Genomic DNA, 19087 nt, shown 5'->3' on the forward strand with positions numbered 1-19087 from the left:
GCGATCGTGTGACAGTGGTGGGCGTGGACACCTACGGGCCCACAGGTACTGAATAGGCTCCGAACAGACTTCGTGCCCCTACGACTTGGAGCTTTCGTGCACCGCAGAATCATCGCGCCGGGCGCACTCGCCGCCGCGTCCGTCCTGCTGGCGATCCCGGCATCGGCCGCGAGCTACTCCCCTGGCGCCCCGGGCATCGGCGACCCCTACTACCCGGCCTACGGCAACGGCGGATACGACGTCTCCCACTACGACCTGCGGCTGAAGTACCAGCCGGCGACGGACGAGCTGGAGGGCACGGCGACCCTTCTGGCCCGCACCACACAGGACCTGTCCCGCTTCAACCTGGACTTCCTGCTGGACGTCTCCGAGGTGCGGGTCAACGGCGCGAAGGCGTCGTTCACCACCTCCGGCGAGCACGAGCTGGAGATCACCCCGAAGTCGCCGCTGGCGAAGGGCACTTCGGTGACCGTCGTCGTGCGGTACAGCGGAGTGCCGTCGTCGAAGCAGGCGTACGGCTTCACCAGTTGGCACCGCACTCCGGACGGCGGGGTCGGCGCGAACGAGCCCGAGTCGGCCTGGTGGTGGTTCCCGAGCAACGACCACCCGCTCGACAAAGCGACCTATGACGTGTCCGTCCTGGTACCGGACGGCAGCCAGGCCATCTCCAACGGCACGCTCCAGTCGACGAGTTCACGCCTGGGCTGGACCCGTTACAACTGGCGGTCCGACAAGCCCCAGGCCACCTATCTCGCGACGCTGGCCGTCGGGAAGTTCGACATCACCACGGGGACGACCGAGAGCGGCATTCCGGTCGTCAACGCCTACAGCAAGGACCTCGGCGCCAACGACGGTGCCGCGCGGGCCAGCATCGAGCGGACCGGTGAGGTCGCCGACTGGCTGAGCGGGTACTTCGGGCCGTATCCGTACAACGCCCTCGGCGGGTACGTGCCGAACACCACCACCGGATACGCGCTGGAGACGCAGACCCGGCCGTACTACAGCCCGCGGCAGTTCGCCAACGGCTCCAACGTGTCCGTGGTCGTGCACGAGCTGGCCCACCAGTGGTACGGCGACCTGGTGTCGGTGTCCGGCTGGAAGGACATCTGGATCAACGAGGGCTTCGCGCGGTACGCGCAGTGGCTGTGGTCCGAGCACGAGGACGAGGGGACGGCTCAGGAGCTCGCCGACTACGTGTACGCCTCGCACCCGGCCGACGACCCGTTCTGGACGGTGAAGCCCGGTGACCCGGGTCCGGAGAACCAGTTCGACATCGCCGTCTACGACCGGGGCGCGCTGGCCCTCCAGGCGCTGCGGAACGAGATCGGCGACGACGCGTTCTTCGCGGTCCTGAAGGGCTGGCCGCAGAAGCACGCGTACGGAAACGCGTCCGTCGCCGACTTCCGGACGTACGCGGAGGAGGTGTCCGGGCAGTCGCTGTCGCCGCTGTTCGACACCTGGCTGTTCCAGCCGACGAAACCGGCCGCCCCGGCGGCACGGACCGCCTCGATCGCGGGGGCTTCGGCCGCACCGTTGCAGCCGAGGTCGTGGAAGAAGATCGCGGCGACGAACGACGCGCACGAGCACTGAGCGCTCAGCGCGCAGCGCTCCGCCGGCTGTGCCGACCGTCGCGGTGCGCTGCGTCTGCCCGCTGAGAAGGGGTACTCGGAAGGCGGTGTGGGGCGCCTCGCCGGACGTGGGCGCTGCCGCGCTCCGCGCCCTCCCGCGGTCTACGGTGGGCCCACGTCGCCGGACGCATGGGCCTGCCGGCGCCGCCTGACGAGGGAGTCGGAGTGCGGGACGTCGCGATCATCGAGGCACCGTCCGTGCTGGGGCTGCGGCCGACCGGCGTCGAGGAGCTGCCCCGGGCGCTGCTCGACGCGGGTCTGGCCGACGGTCTGGGCGCGGTGCGGGTGGGCACGGTCGAGCCGGGCCCGTACGACCCGGAACGGGACCCGGAGACCGGGGTGCTCAATCCGGCCGGGATCGCCGAGCACTCCCTACGGCTGGCCGACGCGGTGGGCGAGGCCCTCGACGCCGGGCGGTTCCCGCTGGTGCTGGGCGGCGACTGCACCATCCTGCTCGGCAATCTGCTCACCCTGCGCCGCCGGGGGCGCCATGGGCTGCTGTTTCTCGACGGCCACACCGACTTCTATCTGCCGGAGACGGAGCCGGCCGGCGAGGCGGCCTCGATGGAGCTGGCCCTGGCCACCGGTCGGGGGCCCGCCGCCCTCGCCGATCTGGACGGACTCGGGCCGCTGGTGCGGGACGAGGACGTCGTCGCCCTCGGCTTCCGGGACCAGGCGGAGGCGGCCGTGTTCGGGATGGAGCCGCTGCCGGAGGGACTGCACGCGCTGGACCTCGACCGGGTGCGGGAGCTGGGGGCGGACGAGGCGGCGCGGCACGCGGTGCGGCTGCTGACGGACGGGGCCGCCGAGGCCGGGACCGACGGATCGGGTGGGTTCTGGGTGCATCTCGACGTCGATGTGCTGGACGACGCGGTCATGCCCGCCGTCGACTACCGGCTGGACGGCGGGCTGAGCTGGGAGGAGCTGGAGACCGTCCTGCGCACGGCGCTGTCCGGCGCCGGGGCGGTGGGACTGGACGTCACGATCTTCAACCCGCGCCTCGATCCGGACGGGAGCGCGGCGGCCAGGCTCACGGAGTGCCTGCTACGGGCGTTCGCGGCACAGGGCTGATCCGGCGCTGACCAGGGCTGATCCGGGGGACCAGGGCTGATCCGGGGCTGCCGCCTCGGCCTGCTGCCGGGTGCGGGCGGCGCGTGCCTCCTCGCCGTCCCGTCAGTCGCCGTGGTCGTAGACCGTGACGGCGATCCCCCGTCGTACGAGCCGCTCGGCGATCAGCGGTTCGACGCGGGACCACTTGCCTCCGGCCAACCCGCACCCGATCCGGGGCATGTGGACCGAGGCGCCGAGTTCCGCGGCCTTGCCGGCGAGCCGACCCAGCGCCGTGTCGATCGCCTCGTACCGGACGGGGACGCCCTTGCTGCCCGTGCGGATGCCGCGCTGGCCGACCAGGTTGGCCACCCACACATACGGCTCGACCTGGATGAACTGGGCCGCGCCCAGCCCGAAGTCGTTCGCCGCCCTGCCCCGGTGCCAGGCGCGGTACGCCGCCTCCGGCTCGGGCCAGCGGCGCGAGAGGGCGAGCACGAAGCCCTTTCCCCATCCCCCGATGTCGTTGCAGACATGGGCGATCACCTTGACGCCCTTCACCGACGGAACGGTGGCGTCACCCCGGACGTAAGTGATCTCCGACATGACGCCACCGTAGAGGCCGCCACTGACAACGGCCTCCGGATTACTTCGTGAGGTCGGTCAGCTCCCGGTCCGCTGTCCTCGCCACCCGGTTCCGGACCGCGTACCAGCCGGCGACCAGCATCGCCGCGATCACCGGGATCAGCAGCAGGGTCTTGCGGCCGACCTCGGGGTCGTTCGCCATCATGCCGAGGCAGGCCAGCAGGAAGACGATCGTGGCGATCTCCGTGACCGGGCTGAACGGGAGGCGGAAGGCGGGGCGGGTGACCAGACCGGCCCGCGCGCGGCGGACGAAGATCAGATGGCAGACCATGATGATCACCCAGGTGCTGATGATGCCGAGGGAGGCGACGTTCAGCACGATCTCGAAGGCCTGGCTCGGCATGAGGTAGTTGAGGCCGACGCCGAGCACACAGACCGCGCAGGTGAGCAGGATGCCGCCGTAGGGGACCTGGCTGCGGTTCATGCGGGCGGTGAACCTCGGAGCCGAGCCGGCCGTCGCCATGGAGCGCAGGATGCGGCCCGTTGAGTACAGGCCGGAGTTGAGGGACGACATCGCCGCCGTCAGGACCACCAGGTTCATCACGTCGCCGGCGCCCTCGACGCCGATCTTCGACAGGACCGTGACGAAGGGGCTCTCGTCGGCCGAGTAGACCGAGCCGGGGAGCAGAAGGGCGAGAAGGACGACCGAGCCGACGTAGAACAGGCCCACCCGCCACATGATCGAGTTCACCGCGCGCGGGACGACCTTCTCCGGCTCGGCGGTCTCGCCCGCGGCGACGCCGACCAGTTCCAGGGCCGCGTAAGCGAAGATCACGCCCTGCATGACGAGGACGACGGGCATCAGGCCGTGCGGGAGGACGCCACCGTTGTCGGTGATGACGCTCGGGCCGGGGGTCGTACCGCCCACCTGGTGCTGGGTGGCCAGCAGGAAGATGCCGACGAGCATGAAGCCGACCAGGGTGGCGACCTTGATGATGGCGAACCAGAACTCCATCTCGCCGAAGATCTTCACCGAGATCAGGTTCACGGCGAGGACGACGGCGAGCGCGACGAGCGCCAGCGTCCACTGCGGGATGTCGGTGAACAGGCTCCAGTAGTGCGTGTAGAGCGCGATCGCGGTGATGTCGGCGATCCCGGTCGTCGACCAGTTCAGGAAGTACATCCAGCCGGCGACGTACGCGCCCTTCTCGCCGAGGAACTCGCGCGCGTACGACACGAAGGAACCGGAGGACGGGCGGTAGAGGACGAGCTCGCCGAGGGCCCGGACGACGAAGAAGGCGAAGATCCCGCACACCAGGTAGGCGATCGCGAGCGCCGGGCCGGCGTTGTGGAGGCGTCCTCCGGCGCCGAGGAAGAGACCGGTGCCGATCGCGCCGCCGATGGCGATCATGTTGACGTGGCGGGCCTTGAGGTCCTTGCTGTAGCCGGCGTCACCCGCGTCCGCGGGCGTCCGGGCCACCTCGGTGGCTGTTGCCGTGTCCACGGCGTCCTTGCTCACAGGTCGTACCACTCTCTGGTGCGGGGGCGCCCGGGCGGGTCACGCGCGGGTGTCCTGACGTACGTATGGCCTGTGCGCTCGGTGGAGGCACAGACCAAGGGGCCACCTTCCCCCGAACTCCGCGGCTCACGCGGTGGCGGACCTCACACCGCGGGACATGTCACAAGATCGGGAGGGGTGCTCACGAGGTTTCACAGCACTGGTGAGACAGCGATACTGCTGCACATGACGACCGACACCGCCGACACCGCCGACACCGAGAAGCCGACCCTCACCGTCGATGAACTGGCCGCTCGGGCGGGCGTCACCGTGCGCACGGTCCGCTTCTACAGCACCAAGGGCCTGCTGCCGCCGCCGGTGATCGGTCCGCGCCGGGTGGGGCACTACGGCAGGGACCACCTGGCGCGCCTGGAACTCATCGAGGAGCTCCAGCACCAGGGGATGACGCTGGCCGCGATCGAGCGGTATCTGCGGCAGCTGCCGCCCGACCTGAGCGCGCACGATCTCGCGATCCACCGCGCGGTCGTCGCCTCGTGGGCGCCGGACACCACGGAGACGGCCGACCGGCGGGAGCTGGAGCGGCGGGCGGGGCGGCCGCTGGCCGACGAGGACGTCGAGCGGCTCGCGGCGATGGGCGTCGTCCAGCTGGACGGGGAGGACTTCCGCTTCGACTCGGGGCTGCTGCGGCTCGGCGTCCGCCTCCTCGACGTACCGCTGTCCCAGGAGTCGATCCTGGCCGCGCGGAACGTGCTCGTGGAGCACGCGCGCGTGGCGGCGCACGAGCTGGCGGAGCTGTTCCGCGGCGAGGTGTCCGAGCGGGACACCGAGGACGTGCGGTCGCTGTCGGCCCATATGCACCCGATCGTGGTGCAGGCCCTGCTGACGACGTTCCAGCGGTCGCTGAAGGAGGAGCTCAGTGAGTGGGTGACCGCGTCAGAGGCAGGCGGAGCCTCCTGACAGGTCGGGCGGCTCCTGCGTGCGCTGGACGGCCTGCCGGTCGCGGACGAACGCGAAGCCGCCGTCGGCGCCGACGGTCCGCTCCGCGGTGGCCGTGCGGACCATGGCCGGTGCGATGGCGTTGACGGTGATGTCGTACGGCGCGAGCGCGGCGGCGAGGGCGCGGGTGAAGCCGATCACGCGTCCTGCTGATCGCGGGCGCGCTCGGCGTCGTACGGCGACATCCTCGTGGCCCAGGGGCTGTTCAAGTCCTACGGCGGGGTCCGCGCCCTGGACCGGGTGGGCGTGCGGCTGCGCGGCGGCGAGGTGGACGTTCTCGTGGGTCGCCTCGTGGAGGTCGCCGAGGTAGGGCAGGGCGGCGTCGCGCAACTCTCCTACGGACGGGGCGGATTGTCCGAGGACGAAGAGGCCGAGGCCGACGCGGTAGCTGCCGTCGAGGGTGCGTTCCACCAGGCCGAGGCGGACCGGTTCGCCGATCAGCCGGTGTGCGGTCGGACCGTCCGTCAGGGACCGATGGTGGTGCCCCGCGCGGCCGGGTGACAAGGTGCGGGTGGCGGTGAGTGGCGGATCATTCGCGCAGGGGTACGTCGACCAGGAGCGGCCCCGTCAGATGCGCGGCCCCCGCCACCAGTTCCCGCAGATGTTCGGCGCTCTCGGCCCTGACGGCGTCCACGCCGAAGAAGGCGGCTGCCCGGGTGAAGTCCAGGGCGCCCAGCTCCGTTCCGGGACAGACGCCCTTGCCGCCCATGGCCGTGTAGGTGTCCTGGAGGGTGCGGTAGACGCCGTTGCTCATCACCACGAACAGGACGGGGGCCTGCTGACGTGCGGCGCTCCACAGTCCCTGGAGCCCGAACAGAGTGCTGCCGTCGCCGAGTACGGCCACCACCGGCCGGCCGGGCTCGGCGAGCGCGCGGCCGACGGCGGCGCCGATGCCCCAGCCGAGTCCGCCGCCGACGGTGTGGGTGTAACTGCCGGGGCGTTCGAGTCGTAGGAGACGCCGGAGCAACAGGCCCACGGTGATGGCCTCTTCGACGACGGCGGTATCGGGCGGCAGACCCCGGGCGACGGCGTGGGCGGCGGCCCAGGGGGCGAGGGGGGCCGGTGAATAGGCGGCGCGGGCCGCGGACTCGACGCGGTCGCGGTCGGCGGTGTGCTGTTCGCCGGCCCGCAGGATGCGGCTCTTCGCGGTGTGGTCAGGTACGCGGTCGCGCAGCAGGTCGGCGAGGCGGTGCAGGGACGGGGCGAGGGAGCCGACCAGGCCGGCGTCGGCGGGGAAGTTGCGGCCGATCTCGTCCGGGTCGGAGTCGAGCTGGACGACGGTGAGGCCGGGCGGCAGGGCGGGGCCCGGGGTGTAGTGGTGGGGGGTGAAGGCGTGGGCTCCGGCGATCAGCACCACGTCGTGGGGTTCGAGTGCGGCACGGATGGCGTCGTGGCGGGGCGGCAGCATCCCGGCGTACAGGGGGTGCGTGGTCGGGAAGTTCAGACAGTCGGCCATGGGCTGGTGGTGCACGGTCGCCCCGCAGGCCTCCGCCACCCGGACCAGCGCCCCGACGGCGTCCTCCCGGCCGACGCCGTCCCCGGCGACGATCGCGGGGCGAACGCCGTCGCCGAGCAGGACGGCCGCGCGTTCGATGCCCGGGGCCGGGCCGGGCGGTGGGGTCGGGGTGCGGGCGGGGACCTCGACTTGTGTGTCCTCCGCCAGCACGTCCATGGGGATGGACAGGAACACCGGCCCCGCGGGCGGGCGTACGGCGAGGGCGAAGGCGCGGCGGAGCGCCAGCGGGAGGTCGCGGGCGTGCTGGACGTCGTAGGCCGCTTTCACCGCGGGGGTCGCGAGGGCGACGAGGTCGCCGGAGAGCATCGGGTCCTGCTGGAGGTGGCGGCGGTCCTGCTGGCCCGCGGTGACGACGAGCGGGGTGCGGGAGCGGCGGGTGTTGAGGAGGCCGATGAGGCCGTTGGCGAGGCCGGCGGCGACATGCAGGCTGACGAAGGCGGGCCTGCCGGTGGCGCGGGCGTAGCCGTCGGCCATGGCGACGACGGCGCCCTCGTGCACGCCGAGGACGTACTCGGGGGCGCCCTCGGTCTCCGACAGGGCGGCCAGGAACGGGAGTTCGGTGGTACCGGGGTTGCCGAAGATCCGGTCCACGCCCTCGCCGCGGAGGATGTCCAGGAAGGCGAGGGCGGGGCGGGCTGCCATGGGGGCTCCTCGGTGGGGGCGGGGACCGGGTCACAGGTCAGCGTCTTCGCCGGGGGGCCGGGTGGCAAGGTGGCCGTGTCGCTCAGCGATACGGGTGCCCGCGGCGGTTCAGCCGCTTCGGGTGGGGCGGAGCCCCCAAGGTCAAGGCCGGCCCTGAGGGCGGTACCCCCAGGGCCTCACCTCACGCGTCCGCGAACCGCTCCCCCTTCTCCGCCTTCTCCACCAGCAGCGCCGGCGGTGTGAAGCGGTCTCCGTAGCGTTCGGCGAGTTCACGGGCGCGGGCCACGAAGCCGGGAAGGCCGCCCTCGTAACCGTTGATGTACTGAAGGACTCCGCCGGTCCACCCCGGGAAGCCGATGCCGAGGATGGAGCCGATGTTGGCGTCGGCGACGGACGTCAGGACGCCCTCCTCCAGGAGCTTCACCGTGTCGAGGGCCTCGGAGAAGAGCATGCGTTCCTGCATGTCCTCGAAGGGGATCTCCGCGCCTTCGCGGGTGAAGTGCTCGCGCAGCCCCGGCCACAGTCCGGCGCGCTTGCCGCTGTCGTCGTAGTCGTAGAAGCCCGCGCCGCCGCTGCGTCCCGGGCGGTCGAACTCGTCGACCATACGGTCGATGACGGCCTCGGCGGGGTGCGTCGGCCAGGTGCCGCCCGCTTCCTCGACGGCCCGCTTGGACTCGTTGCGGATCTTGCGCGGGAGGGTGAGCGTCAGCTCGTCCATCAGGGAGAGGACCTTGGCGGGGTAGCCCGCCTGTGCCGCGGCCTGTTCGACCGAGGCGGGCTCGATGCCCTCGCCGACCATGGCGACGCCCTCGTTGATGAAGTGGCCGATGACCCGGGAGGTGAAGAAGCCGCGCGAGTCGTTCACCACGATCGGCGTCTTCTGGATCTGCCGGACCAGGTCGAAGGCGCGGGCCAGCGCCTCCTCCCCCGTCCGCTCGCCCTTGATGATCTCGACGAGCGGCATCTTGTCGACGGGCGAGAAGAAGTGCAGCCCGATGAAGTCGGTCTGGCGCTCCACGCCCTCGGCCAGGGCCGTGATCGGGAGGGTCGAGGTGTTGGAGCACAGCAGCGCGTCGGGCTCGACGATGTGCTGGATCTCCTGGAACACCTTGTGCTTGAGCTCGGGGTTCTCGAAAACGGCCTCGATCACCGCGTCGCAGCCGGCCACGTCCTGCGGGTCGGCCGTGGGGGTGATGCGCGCCAGCAGCGCGTCGGCCTTGTCCTGGGTCGTACGGCCCCTGCCGACCGCCTTCGCGCAGAGCTTCTCGGAGTAGGCCTTGCCCTTGGCCGCGGCCTCCGCCGACACGTCCTTGAGGACGACGTCGATGCCCGCGCGGGCGCACGAGTAGGCGATGCCCGCGCCCATCATCCCGGCGCCGAGAACGGCGACCTTGGTGACCTTGCGCGGTGCGATGCCCTTGGGGCGGTTGGCGCCGGAGTTGACGGCCTGGAGGTCGAAGAAGAACGCCTGGATCATGTTCTTCGAGATCTGGCCCGCGGCCAGTTCGACGAAGTAGCGCGCCTCGATGACCTGAGCCGTCTCGAAGTCGACCTGGGCGCCCTCGACCGCGGCGGCGAGGATGTTGCGCGGCGCCGGGTAGGGGGCGCCGTTGGTCTGCTTGCGCAGGTTGGCCGGGAACGCGGGCAGGTTGGCCGCGAACTTGGGGTTGGCGGGGGTGCCGCCGGGGATGCGGTAGCCCGGCTTGTCCCAGGGCTGCTGCGACTCGGGGTTGGCCTCGATGAACGCGCGTGCCTTGGCGAGCATCTCCTCCTGGGTGGCGGCCACCTCGTGGACCAGGCCGTTGTCCAGGGCGCGCCGCGGGCTGTACTGGGTGCCCTGGAGCAGCACCTTCAGCAGGGCGTCGGTGATGCCGAGGAGGCGGACCGTGCGGGCCACACCGCCGCCGCCCGGGAGGAGACCGAGGGTGACCTCGGGGCAGCCGATCTTGGAGCCCGGCGCGTCGAGGGCGACGCGGTGGTGGCAGGCGAGGGCGATCTCGTAGCCGCCGCCGAGGGCGGCGCCGTTCATCGCGGCGACCACCGGCTTGCCGAGGGTCTCGATGCGGCGCAGGTTCCGCTTGATGGCCAGGCCGCCGTCGAAGAGGTCCTGGGCGGTCTCCGGGGTGACCCGGATGAGGTCGCGCAGGTCGCCGCCGGCGAAGAACGTCTTCTTGGCGGAGGTGAAGATGATGCCGCGGATGGAGTCCTTCTCGGCCTCCAGGCGGTCGGTGATGTACGCGAGGGAGTCGCGGAACGCCTGGTTCATGGTGTTCGCGGACTGGTCGGGGTCGTCGAGGACGAGCGTGACGACGCCGTCGCGGTCCTGCTCCCAGCGGATGGTCGTGGACTGAGTGCTCATGTGGAGGTGCTCCGTGTGATCCGTCGTGTCCGTCGGGAGGGGGTCAGATGCGCTCGACGATGGTGGCGATGCCCATGCCACCGCCCACGCAGAGCGTGGCGAGGCCGTACCGCTTGTCCTGGCGCTCGAGTTCGTCGATCAGCGAGCCGAGGATCATGGCGCCGGTGGCGCCCAGGGGGTGGCCGAGCGCGATGGCGCCGCCGTTGACGTTGACCTTGTCCAGGGACAGGCCCATGTCCCGCACGAAGCGCAGGACGACCGCCGCGAAGGCCTCGTTGATCTCGACGAGGTCGATGTCGTCGATGGTCAGCCCGGCCTTGGCGAGGGCCTTGCGGGTCGCGGGGGCGGGGCCGGTGAGCATGATGGTGGGCTCGGAGCCGGAGACGGCCGCGGAGACGATCCGCGCGCGCGGGGTGAGGCCGTAGCGCTCGCCGACCTCCTTCGAGCCGATGGCGACCAGGGAGGCGCCGTCGACGATGCCGGAGGAGTTGCCCGCGTGGTGGACGTGGTCGATCTTCTCGACCCAGTGGTACTTCTGGAGGGCCACCGCGTCGAAGCCGCCGAGGTCACCGATGTCCGCGAAGGACGGCTTGAGCTTGGCGAGGGAGTCGGCGGTGGTGCCGGGACGCGGGAACTCGTCGTGGTCCAGGACGACGAGGCCGCTGCGGTCCGTGACCGGGACCACGGACCGCTCGAAGCGGCCCTCCTTCATGGCGGTGGCCGCACGCTCCTGCGACAGCGCCGCGTACTCGTCGACGTCCCGCCGTGAGAAGCCCTCGATGGTGGCGATGAGGTCGGCGCCGATGCCCTGCGGCACGAAGTTCACGGCGAGGTTGGTCATCGGGTCGTTGAACCAGGCGCCGCCGTCCGAGGCCATCGGCACTCGGGACATCGACTCGACGCCGCCCGCGAGAACGAGGTCCTCCCAGCCGGAACGGACCTTCATCGCGGCCATGTTGACGGCCTCCAGGCCCGAGGCACAGAAGCGGTTCTCCTGCACGCCCGCGACCGTGTCCGGCAGTCCGGCCGCGACGGCGGCGATGCGGGCGATGTCGGAGCCCTGGTCGCCGACCGGGCCGACCACGCCGAGCACGATGTCGTCGATCGCGGCCGGGTCGAGGCCCGGGAAGCGGTCGCGGATCTCGTGGATGAGTCCGATGACCAGGTCGATGGGCTTGGTGCCGTGCAGGGCGCCGTTCGCCTTGCCACGGCCGCGCGGGGTGCGGATCGCGTCGTACACATACGCTTCGGTGCTCACAGGGTGGCCTTTCGGGGGTGGTCGAGGGTGAGGGTCAGCCCAGCAGGGAACGGCCGATGATCTCCTTCATGATCTCGGTCGTACCGCCGTAGATCGTCTGTATGCGGCCGTCGGTGAAGGCCCGGGCGACCGGATATTCGCTCATGTAGCCGTAGCCGCCGTGCAGTTGCAGACACCGGTCGGCGACCCGCTTCTGTAGTTCGGTCGCCCACCACTTGGCCATGGAGGCGTGGACGGCGTCGAGCTCCCCGTTCGAGTGATCCTCGATGCAGCGGTCGAGGAACGTGCGGGTGACGGCGCACTCGGTGGCCATCTCGGCGATCTCGAACCGGATGTGCTGCTTGGTGGCGAGGGGCCGGCCGAAGGCCTCGCGCTCCTTGACGTACTCCGTGGTGATCTCCAGGAGGTGCTCGGCGGCGGCGATCGCGGCGACGGCGATGCTGAGGCGCTCCTGGGCGAGGTTCGTCATCAGGTGCAGGAACGCGCCGTTGAGCTCGCCGAGGAGGTTCTCCTTGGGCACCCGGACGTCGTGGAAGAACAACTCGGCCGTGTCCTGCGCCTTCTGGCCGATCTTGTCGAGGTTGCGGCCGCGCTCGAAGCCGTCCGTGCCACGCTCGACGACCAGCAGGGACAGGCCGTGGGCGCCGCCCTCCGGGGTGGTCCTCGCGACGACGATCACCAGGTCGGCGAGGATGCCGTTGGAGATGAACGTCTTGGAACCGTTGAGGATCCAGTGGTCGCCGCGGTCCTCCGCGTGCGTGCGGATGCCCTGGAGGTCGGAGCCGGCGCCGGGCTCGGTCATGGCGATGGCGGTGATCAGTGTGCCGTCGCAGAAGCCGGGCAGCCAGCGGCGGCGCTGTTCGTCGGTGGCCAGGCCGGTCAGATAGGGGCCGATGATGTCGTTGTGCAGGCCGAGGGCGAGGCCGGGGGCGCCCGCGCGCGTGAACTCCTCGGCGAGGACCGCGGCGTAGCGGAAATCGGCGGTGCCGCCTCCGCCGTACTCCTCGGGCACGGCGAGTCCGAGCAGGCCCTGCTTGCCGGCCGCGCGCCAGGCGTCGCGGGAGACGATGCCGTCCGTCTCCCACTGCGCGTAGTGCGGCAGCACCTCCCGGTCCAGGAAGGCGCGCACGGTGTCGCGGAACGCGTCGTGCTCGGGGGCGAAGATCTGCCGCTTCATTCCGTGTCGAGGCCTTTCGTGGATTCCTGAGCGGTCATGGACTTCTGACCGCTCATGGGCTTCTGACCGCTCAGGGGCTTGCGGCCGTTCATGGGCTTCTGCCCCTTCATCGGTTGCCGCCCCCTCATCGGTTCTCGTCCTTCACGAGGTCCGGCACGTCCCAGTCGCGCGCCACGTCCTCGGTGTCGGCGCCGGGCTGTGCCGGGCCGCTGCGGACCGTCGTCGGGGTCGCCGAGAAGCGGGGTGCCGGAGCGGGCTGGGTGATACCGCCGTGGTCGGTGAAGGTGCCGCGGGCGGCGAGGTGCGGGTGGTGCGGGGCCTCGGTCAGCGACAGGACCGGCGCCACGCAGGCGTCGGTACCGTCGAAGGCGGCCGTCCATTCGTCCCGGGTACGGGACTTGAAGCGGGCGGCGACGGCCTCGCGCAGTTCGCCCCAGCGGGTCCAGTCCTTGCGGGCCTCGGCGTGCTCGGGGATGCCGAGAACCCGTACGAACTGGTCGTAGAACTGCGGCTCCAGCGCGCCGACGGCCATGTGCCGGCCGTCGGCGGTCTCGTAGGTGCCGTAGTACGGGCAGCCGCCGTCGAGGAGGTTGGCGCCGCGCCGGTCCTGCCAGCCGCCCGCCGCGACCATGCCGTGGATCATCGCGGCGAGGTGGGAGGTGCCGTCGACGATGGCGGCGTCGACGACCTGGCCGACGCCGGTCGCACGCGCGTGGTGGAGGGCGGCGAGGACGCCGACGACGAGGTACAGGGAGCCGCCCGCGTAGTCGCCGAGGAGGTTGGCGGGGACGGCCGGGGGCTGCCCGGGGTCGCCGATCATGCCGAGGGTGCCGGTGAGGGCGATGTAGGCGATGTCGTGCCCGGCGCGCCGGGCGAGCGGCCCGTCCTGACCCCACCCGGTCATACGGCCGTAGACGAGCCCGGCGTTGCGGGCGTGGCAGGCCTCGGGGCCGACGCCGAGCCGCTCGGCGACGCCGGGGCGGTAACCCTCGACGAGGATGTCGGCGTGGGCGGCGAGGTCGAGGACGCGGGCGGCGCCGTCGGGGGCCTTGAGGTCGACGACCACCGAGCGCTTGTTGCGGTTGGTGACGTCGTACGCCGGGTCGATCGCGAGTCCCGGTCCGCCGGGCCGGTCCACCCGGACGACGTCGGCGCCGAGGTCGGCGAGGAGCATGGCGGCGAACGGGCCCGGTCCGATGCCGGCGAGTTCGAGCACGCGCACACCGGTCAGCGGGCCCTGCCCTGGCGTCGTTGCCGTGGTCATCCAGCCCCCATGCCGTCCTGCCCCCGAGGGCGTGACACAACTGATGTAACACCAGTGATGCTAAGAACCCGATCCACCGGGCACAAGACCTGAACGAGCAAGCGCTTAGCCAATTTACCGATGGGTCACTGTCCGTGCATTTCCCCGGTCACGCTAGCCTCGGCCACCGACAACGGCACGTGATGCGGGACGAGGGGTGTCATGAGCAGGCTGAACAGGGCGGACCGTCCGTACGACATCGTGCTCTTCGGAGCGACGGGTTTCGTGGGGACGCTCACCGCCGAGTACCTCGCCGCGCACGCGCCCGAAGGGCTGCGCTGGGCGATCGCCGGCCGCAGCGAGGAGAAGCTCGATGCGCTGCGCGAGCGGCTGCCGGGCGGCGCGGAGATCGGGGTGCTGCGGGCCGACGTGGCCGATCCGGCCTCGCTGCGAGCGCTCGCCGAGCACGCGCGCGTGGTGGCCACGACGGTGGGCCCCTACGTGACGTACGGCGAGGAGCTGGTCGCCGCCTGCGCCGAGACGGGCGCGGACTATCTCGACCTCACCGGTGAGCCGGAGTTCGTGGACCTGATGTACATCCGCCATGACGCACGCGCGCGGGAGACCGGGGCGCGGCTGGTGCACGCGTGCGGATTCGACTCGGTGCCGCACGACCTGGGCGCGTACTTCACGGTGCGGCAACTGCCGGAGGGGGTGCCGCTGCGGGTGGACGGGTTCGTGACGGCGGACGCGACGTTCTCCGGCGGTACGTTCGCCTCGGCGCTCAACCAGTTCGCGCGCGGTCGGCAGATGCTGGCCGCCGCGCGGGACCGGAGGCGGCACGAGCCCCGACTGGTGGGGCGGCGGGCCACGACGCCGAACGGCGCGCCGCGGTTCGCCGGGGAGGTCGGCGCCTGGGCGCTGCCACTGCCGACGATCGACGCGCAGATCGTGGGCCGGTCGGCCAGGGCGCTGGACCGTTACGGCCCCGACTTCCGCTACCGCCACTACGCGGCCGTACGGCGGCTGCCGATCGCGCTCGGCGGGGTGGCGGGAGTCGCCGCGCTGTTCACGGCGGCCCAACTGCCGCCCGCGCGGCGCTGGTTGTCCGACCGGCTCAAGCCCGGGGACGGGCCGAGCGCGGAGAAGCGGGCGAAGAGCTGGTTCACGGTGCGGTTCGTGGGCGAGGGCGGCGGCCGGCAGGTCTTCACCGAGGTCGCGGGCGGGGACCCGGGCTACGACGAGACGGCGAAGATGTTCGCCGAGGCGGCGCTCTGCCTCGCCTTCGACGACCTTCCGGCGACGGCCGGGCAGGTCACCACGGCGGTGGCGATGGGCGACGCGCTGATCGAGCGGCTGCGGGCGGCCGGCATCGTGTTCCGGGTGGCGCGGAGCAGGTAGCGGCGGCCGGCTCAGCCCAGAATCAGCGGCAACCTCTTCTCCAGCTCACCCAGCTCGGCCCGCTCCGCGTCCGTGGGCGGGCGGCGGCCGGTGCCGACGAGCAGGACGCCCGGGTCGGTGAACGAGGCGGGGAACGCGGCCCCGGCGATCTGCTCCAGCAGCGCGCGGGACCGCGCCAGCCCCTCGCTCGGCGGTCCCGGCGTGCCCGGGAGGTGAGCGATCAGATCGAGGTGGTGCAGCGTCCACTCCAGGACATAGGCGTCGAGGTAGTCGCCCACGGTGAGGACCATGTCCTGGGTGCGCACCAGGGCGACGGGGTCGGCGAGTCGGGCCGCGCGGCCGGCGGCGGAACCGACGTCGTCGAGGTGGAACCTGAGCAGACCGGCCTCCTCGTACGCGGCGGCGAGCCGGACGATGAGCGCGTCGAGCGGGTCGTCCCCGGTGGGCGCCTCGTCGGAGACGTGCCAATAGGTCACGGCGTCGGCGGTCGCTTGCGAGTCGGCGGGCGTCACGAGGGTGATCAGCACGTCCTGGGCGTCGATGACCAGATGGCACACGAGGTCCCGTACCAGCCACCCGGCACAGCCGGACGGCTGTTCGAAGTCCTTGTCCGGCAGTTCCGCGACGGCCGTGCGCAGCGCGGTCCAGGAGCGCGAGAAGAGATCCACCCTCGGCAAGCTAGCCGGGCGCCGGAAGCCCCGACAAGCGAATTGCCGGGCGCGCCCTACAGCGGCCAGGTGGCCACCGTGTAGATCATTCCGCAGATCCACGCGAGGCCCGCCAGCACGGCCAGGATGAGTCCGGCCATCACGGCCCGCTCGACGGGCCGGTCGGGGTCGGCGAGGGGCTTCGGGGAGCGGTGGCGGGGCATACGGTGCGTCGTCATGCGGCACAGCCTGCCGATCATGCGGCCGGGTCCACATCCGTACAGATACTCAGTTCGCGTACTCAGTGACCGAGTACGGCCTCCACGCGCGCGTGCGCCGCGGGGTCGCCGGCGACGCTGCGCCGGGCGAGCGGCCCGATCTGCCAGCCTGCGTGATGGTCGAAGTACGGGGGCGGTCCGGCCGCGTTGTGTGCGACCTTGGCGACGACTTCGGCAAGGCGGAACAGCGACCGCTCCTCCAGTGTGAGCCCCTCGCACGGGGTGCCGGCACGGACCAGTTCGAAGACCTCACGCCCTCGGTGCCACTGGTCGCGGTCGCCCGCCATCCGCAACGCCGCCTCGATCTCCGGCGTCCGGCGCGACGCCGGTGCCGCCGCCTCCAACACGCGGCCCGCCCAGCCCACCGGGTCGGCCTGGCGTTCGTACACGGTGCGGCCCCAGCTTCGCTCCGGATCGGCCGCCGCGCGTTCGGCCTGCGGGTTCCTGACCCGTGTCGCCTCCTTCAGTGCGCTGCGGCACAGGGCGTCCGCGCGCCGGGTCGTCTCCGGGAGGCGGTACTCGGGGGTCAGGGCCAGGGTATGGGCGCAGGCGCTGGGCAGGGTGACGCGGTGGCCCACGGAGACGAAGACCGGCTTGACGGAGTCGCGGGTGCGGACGGCTCGGCCGACCTCGTCGGGGCCCGCCAGGAGGGGGGTGGTGCTGCCGCGCGGGGTGGCCGGATCGTCGTAGGTGAAGGTGAACGGATTCTTCGCGACGCCGATCGTGGGCAGGTCCGTGAGGACGCCCAGGTGGCTGGCGAGGCCGAAGCGGCGGGGGTGGGCGAGGCCGTAGCCGTCGCAGACGATCAGACCGGGTGGGCAGGGGAGGGAGGAGAGGGCGGCCAGGACCGTGGGGATCTCGCGGAAGGCAAGCAGGCCCGGGACGTACGGGAAGGAGATGCGGCCGACGGCCGTGGCCTCCGCGACGACCTCCAGGGTCGCCGCGTCCAGGACGACCGCCGCGGCCACGACGACGTCCCGCTCGTCGTCGTAGGCCACGTCGACGCCGGTCACCCGGCCTGTTCCGGGCGGCGGGCCGGGCTCGTCCAGCACCACCTTCGTCCGCAACTCGTCCTGTACGGCGCGGGCCTCGTCCTCGGTCGCGGGCCAGCCCGCGGGAATGCGTACGGTCGTCATGATGTCGACGAGCGTACGCACTCCGCCACGGGCTCCGGTCAGCTCTTTCCGCCGAGCGCCTGCTTCAGCTGGCTCTTGTTCATGTCCGAACGCCCGCTGATGTTGCGGCGCTTGGCCTCCTCGTAGAGCTGGTCGTAGGTCGGGCCCTGGGAGCCCTTGCCGGACCGCTGTCCGCCCCGCTTGCCGGACGACATGTCCTGCGTGGAGGTGCGGCTCGCGGTCTTGGACTCGCCGGAGCGGGCGCGTTCCTTGTTGACCGTGCGCGCGGCGATCTCCTCAGCGCGCTTCGTGCTCTCGCCCCTGTCCTGCGCGCTCTCCTTGATGTGCTCGTACTGCCGCTCCCGCTTGGGACTGGAACCGCGTGGCATGTGCGCTCACTCCTTTCGCACTCACAGTCCTTCGCATTCGGCGACCGGGTACCCACATCCGCGCTCAGCTCTCCAGCCGGGCCACCCGTCCCTTCTCGCCGGCCGCCCAGCAGCCCAGGTCGGGGGTGCAGTCCACGGTGTCGTACGAGCCCGTGTCGACCGTGCGCCAGGTGCGCCCGCCGTCGGTCGTCAGGTCGGTGCCGGTGGGGCCGACCGCGAGGGCGGCGGTGCGGCTGTGCGGGAGCCAGGCGACGCCGGAGCGGTAGGCGGGCGGGGGTGTGGCGGCGGGCTGCCAGGTGCGGCCGCCGTCCTTCGTCACCGCGCCGGCCTGCGGGGACGACTGGTCCGCGCGGTAGTCGCCGCCCACCGCGAGACCGTGCGTACGGTCGCGGAAGGCGAGCGCGAAGACGCCCTTGGCGGGGTCGCCCGCCGGGATCGGGGTGTCGGTGGCCGTCCAGGTCAGGCCACGGTCCGAGGAGTGGAGCACGCGCGCGCGTGCCGCTCCGCCGGTGGCGAGCCAGACGTCCTTGGGCCCGGAACCGACCAGGCACTGGCCGCTCGCGGCGAACCCGGCCTCGCCGTCCAGCGCGGCCGGCATGCCCTCACTCGGCAGCACCTTCCAGGAGCGTCCGCCGTCGCTCGTCGAAAGGATGCGGAACTTCCCGTCCACGGGGTCGCTCATCGCGAGGCCGTGCCGGCCGTCGAGGAAGGTGAGGCAGTCGTAGAAGGCCCGTGCGTCGGTGTTGCGGAAGGACTCGGTCCAGGTGGCCCCGCCGTCGTCGGTGCGGTACACCCGGGACGCCTCGCCCTCGCCGATCGCGAGGACGACCGCGCGCCGCGCGTCGAAGGCCTCGATGTCCCGGAACTGGAGGTCGGACACGCCCGGCGGAGAGACATTTCGCCAGCTCGCGCCGCCGTCGGTGGTGCGCAGGACGGTGCCCTGGGTGCCGGCCACCCAGGCGGTCGTACGGCTGACGGCGGACAGGCCCCGGAACCGCACGTCGGGGGTGCCGCTGTCCTTCAGTTCCCAGTGCGGCGCCCGGTGCTGCGGTGCGTGCGCCTGTGCGGGTACGGCCGTCAGCGCGGCGAGCGCCGCCGCGCAGGCCACTGCCGCGGCCACCCGGGTCCCGGTGTGTGTCGTGCGGGTCGTGCGGGTCGTACGTGCCGTCCGTCGCGTTCCTCGCGTGTTCCCCAAGCGCCTCATGGCGGGCGAAGCTAGCCCACGCGCGCGTGGGCGTCCAGATGGGGTCCTGGTCGCCACAAGCGCCCTTCCTGACACGGGAGGTC

The 19087-nt window shown here is 71.9% G+C and carries 15 protein-coding genes and 2 pseudogenes; 4 read left to right on the forward strand and 13 right to left on the reverse strand.

Annotated features, from left to right (window positions below; genetic code table 11):
* The first annotated feature begins 96 nt into the window (after positions 1-96).
* Positions 97-1590 (forward strand): M1 family metallopeptidase, encoded by a 1494-nt coding sequence (locus OG866_RS06685; protein WP_329332504.1) that lies wholly within the window; start codon positions 97-99, stop codon positions 1588-1590.
* A 203-nt stretch (positions 1591-1793) separates the two neighbouring features.
* Positions 1794-2699, forward strand: coding sequence for an arginase family protein (locus tag OG866_RS06690; RefSeq protein ID WP_329332505.1), 906 nt, complete (start codon positions 1794-1796; stop codon positions 2697-2699).
* 102 nt (positions 2700-2801) lie between these two features.
* Here the strand turns inward: OG866_RS06690 and OG866_RS06695 are convergent, their stop codons facing one another.
* Together OG866_RS06695 and OG866_RS06700 are read right to left on the reverse strand one after the other, a co-directional pair.
* Positions 2802-3281: a macro domain-containing protein gene (locus OG866_RS06695; RefSeq protein WP_329332506.1), complete on the reverse strand. Its 480-nt coding sequence runs from the start codon at positions 3279-3281 to the stop codon at positions 2802-2804.
* 40 nt (positions 3282-3321) lie between these two features.
* Entirely contained in the window at positions 3322-4779 is a 1458-nt protein-coding gene (locus OG866_RS06700; RefSeq protein ID WP_329332507.1) for an amino acid permease, read from the reverse strand.
* Between the two features lie 225 nt (positions 4780-5004).
* Here OG866_RS06700 and OG866_RS06705 point away from each other — a divergent pair, with 225 nt between their 5' ends.
* Positions 5005-5736, forward strand: coding sequence for a MerR family transcriptional regulator (locus OG866_RS06705; protein WP_329332508.1), 732 nt, complete (start codon positions 5005-5007; stop codon positions 5734-5736).
* On the opposite strand, the pseudogene OG866_RS06710 reads toward OG866_RS06705, so the two are convergent.
* From OG866_RS06710 to OG866_RS06735, 6 genes and pseudogenes are all read right to left on the reverse strand, one after another.
* Positions 5737-6231 (reverse strand): annotated as a pseudogene (locus tag OG866_RS06710) (SDR family oxidoreductase); the annotation flags it as partial.
* A 73-nt stretch (positions 6232-6304) separates the two neighbouring features.
* Positions 6305-7933, reverse strand: coding sequence for a thiamine pyrophosphate-binding protein (locus OG866_RS06715; RefSeq protein WP_329332510.1), 1629 nt, complete (start codon positions 7931-7933; stop codon positions 6305-6307).
* Between the two features lie 181 nt (positions 7934-8114).
* Positions 8115-10292, reverse strand: a complete 2178-nt coding sequence (locus OG866_RS06720; RefSeq protein WP_329332511.1) for a 3-hydroxyacyl-CoA dehydrogenase NAD-binding domain-containing protein — start codon at positions 10290-10292, stop codon at positions 8115-8117.
* Between the two features lie 43 nt (positions 10293-10335).
* Positions 10336-11550: an acetyl-CoA C-acetyltransferase gene (locus tag OG866_RS06725; protein ID WP_329332512.1), complete on the reverse strand. Its 1215-nt coding sequence runs from the start codon at positions 11548-11550 to the stop codon at positions 10336-10338.
* A gap of 34 nt (positions 11551-11584) precedes the next feature.
* Positions 11585-12727, reverse strand: a complete 1143-nt coding sequence (locus OG866_RS06730) for an acyl-CoA dehydrogenase family protein (protein ID WP_329332513.1) — start codon at positions 12725-12727, stop codon at positions 11585-11587.
* Between the two features lie 124 nt (positions 12728-12851).
* A complete protein-coding gene (locus tag OG866_RS06735; RefSeq protein WP_329332514.1) occupies positions 12852-13991 on the reverse strand; it encodes a CaiB/BaiF CoA transferase family protein in 1140 nt (379 codons plus the stop codon).
* A 201-nt stretch (positions 13992-14192) separates the two neighbouring features.
* Between OG866_RS06735 and OG866_RS06740 the strand changes: the two genes are divergently transcribed.
* Entirely contained in the window at positions 14193-15371 is a 1179-nt protein-coding gene (locus OG866_RS06740; protein WP_329332515.1) for a saccharopine dehydrogenase family protein, read from the forward strand.
* Between the two features lie 11 nt (positions 15372-15382).
* Here OG866_RS06740 and OG866_RS06745 read toward each other — a convergent pair whose 3' ends face one another.
* The 5 genes and pseudogenes from OG866_RS06745 to OG866_RS06765 all read right to left on the reverse strand — a co-directional run bounded on the left by OG866_RS06745 (position 15383) and on the right by OG866_RS06765 (position 18920).
* A complete protein-coding gene (locus OG866_RS06745; RefSeq protein WP_329332516.1) occupies positions 15383-16039 on the reverse strand; it encodes a maleylpyruvate isomerase N-terminal domain-containing protein in 657 nt (218 codons plus the stop codon).
* A 56-nt stretch (positions 16040-16095) separates the two neighbouring features.
* A complete protein-coding gene (gene mmpA / locus OG866_RS06750) occupies positions 16096-16242 on the reverse strand; it encodes a morphogenic membrane protein MmpA (RefSeq protein WP_443063637.1) in 147 nt (48 codons plus the stop codon).
* Between the two features lie 506 nt (positions 16243-16748).
* Positions 16749-17432, reverse strand: a pseudogene (locus tag OG866_RS06755) (endonuclease V); the annotation flags it as partial.
* 38 nt (positions 17433-17470) lie between these two features.
* Entirely contained in the window at positions 17471-17800 is a 330-nt protein-coding gene (locus OG866_RS06760; protein ID WP_329332518.1) for a plasmid stabilization protein, read from the reverse strand.
* Positions 17801-17864: 64 nt separating this feature from the next.
* The gene (locus tag OG866_RS06765) at positions 17865-18920 is read right to left on the reverse strand and encodes a WD40/YVTN/BNR-like repeat-containing protein (protein WP_329332519.1); all 1056 of its coding nucleotides are present in this window, start codon (positions 18918-18920) and stop codon (positions 17865-17867) included.
* Positions 18921-19087: the final 167 nt, after the last annotated feature.

The organism is Streptomyces sp. NBC_00663 (genome assembly GCF_036226885.1).
Lineage (GTDB): Bacteria > Actinomycetota > Actinomycetes > Streptomycetales > Streptomycetaceae > Streptomyces.

Coding starts and splice junctions, on each gene's coding strand:
- OG866_RS06760 (WP_329332518.1), bottom strand. CDS start 17,800: ATGCCACGCGGTTCCAGTCCCAAGCGGGAGCGGCAGTACGAGCACATC.
- OG866_RS06715 (WP_329332510.1), bottom strand. CDS start 7,933: ATGGCAGCCCGCCCCGCCCTCGCCTTCCTGGACATCCTCCGCGGCGAG.
- OG866_RS06730 (WP_329332513.1), bottom strand. CDS start 12,727: ATGAAGCGGCAGATCTTCGCCCCCGAGCACGACGCGTTCCGCGACACC.
- OG866_RS06735 (WP_329332514.1), bottom strand. CDS start 13,991: ATGACCACGGCAACGACGCCAGGGCAGGGCCCGCTGACCGGTGTGCGC.
- OG866_RS06695 (WP_329332506.1), bottom strand. CDS start 3,281: ATGTCGGAGATCACTTACGTCCGGGGTGACGCCACCGTTCCGTCGGTG.
- OG866_RS06720 (WP_329332511.1), bottom strand. CDS start 10,292: ATGAGCACTCAGTCCACGACCATCCGCTGGGAGCAGGACCGCGACGGC.
- mmpA (WP_443063637.1), bottom strand. CDS start 16,242: ATGCCCCGCCACCGCTCCCCGAAGCCCCTCGCCGACCCCGACCGGCCC.
- OG866_RS06705 (WP_329332508.1), top strand. CDS start 5,005: ATGACGACCGACACCGCCGACACCGCCGACACCGAGAAGCCGACCCTC.
- OG866_RS06740 (WP_329332515.1), top strand. CDS start 14,193: ATGAGCAGGCTGAACAGGGCGGACCGTCCGTACGACATCGTGCTCTTC.